The sequence below is a fragment of the Pseudoalteromonas sp. SG41-1 genome (assembly GCF_014164575.1).
GTDB classification, from domain to species: Bacteria; Pseudomonadota; Gammaproteobacteria; order Enterobacterales; family Alteromonadaceae; genus Pseudoalteromonas; species Pseudoalteromonas rhizosphaerae.
Window position 1 is genome coordinate 1 of sequence record NZ_JACJFL010000128.1, and the last position, 345, is coordinate 345.

The following is a 345-nucleotide window of genomic DNA, read 5'->3' on the forward strand; positions in this document are numbered from 1 at the left end:
GTACTAATTACCCGTGAGGCTTAACCATACAACGCCAAACGCGTTTTATGTGATAGTTGATAGCGCAAGAAGTTAATAGACTAAAGTAGATTTACTGAAAACTTTATTATCAGAATTCCAAATTTATAAGGTGACTCTTAGCGCGTAGCGTTAAAGTTGAGGCACCTTGCGCAAAGGAAATGTAAGCACTACGTGCTTTGTCATTACTCCTTTGCACCGTATTTGCTTGGTAACAATAGCGTTTTGGACCCACCTGACCCCATGCCGAACTCAGTAGTGAAACGAAACAGCGCCGATGATAGTGTAGCATTTGCTATGTGAAAGTAGGACATTGCCAGGCTCCAA

General features: G+C 42.0%; 1 rRNA gene. It reads left to right on the forward strand.

Going from position 1 to position 345, the window contains the following annotated elements:
- Nucleotides 1-225 precede the first annotated feature (225 nt).
- Nucleotides 226-340 (forward strand): 5S ribosomal RNA (rrf, locus tag H5203_RS22590).
- Nucleotides 341-345 lie beyond the last annotated feature (5 nt).